General features: G+C 41.9%; 1 rRNA gene. It reads left to right on the top strand.

Features of this window, described 5'->3' with window-relative positions:
- Nucleotides 1-80 (top strand): 16S ribosomal RNA (locus BZK42_RS28090); the annotation flags it as partial.
- Between the last annotated feature and the right edge of the window lie 280 nt (nucleotides 81-360).

Genomic DNA, 360 nt, shown 5'->3' with positions numbered 1-360 from the left:
TTACCACTTTGTGATTCATGACTGGGGTGAAGTCGTAACAAGGTAACCGTAGGGGAACCTGCGGTTGGATCACCTCCTTACCTTAAAGAAACGTTCTTTGTAGTGCTCACACAGATTGTCTGATGAATGATGAACTTCTGAATGTACTTTCGAGTACATTAAGAAGTTTTGCTCTTTAAAAATCTGGATCAAGCTGAAAATTGAAACGACACACTGTTTCATTTCTCCGTAATAAGAAATGAAAAGCGGTGTGTTCGAGTCTCTCAAATTTTCGCAACACTGAAATGTTTTACGAAACATCTTCGGGTTGTGAGGTTAAGCGACTAAGCGTACACGGTGGATGCCCTGGCAGTCAGAGGC

Source organism: Citrobacter braakii, from assembly GCF_002075345.1.
Lineage (GTDB): Bacteria > Pseudomonadota > Gammaproteobacteria > Enterobacterales > Enterobacteriaceae > Citrobacter > Citrobacter braakii.
Note: the sequence above shows the minus strand (reverse complement) of the source record. Positions and strands in the feature narration are given on the sequence as shown.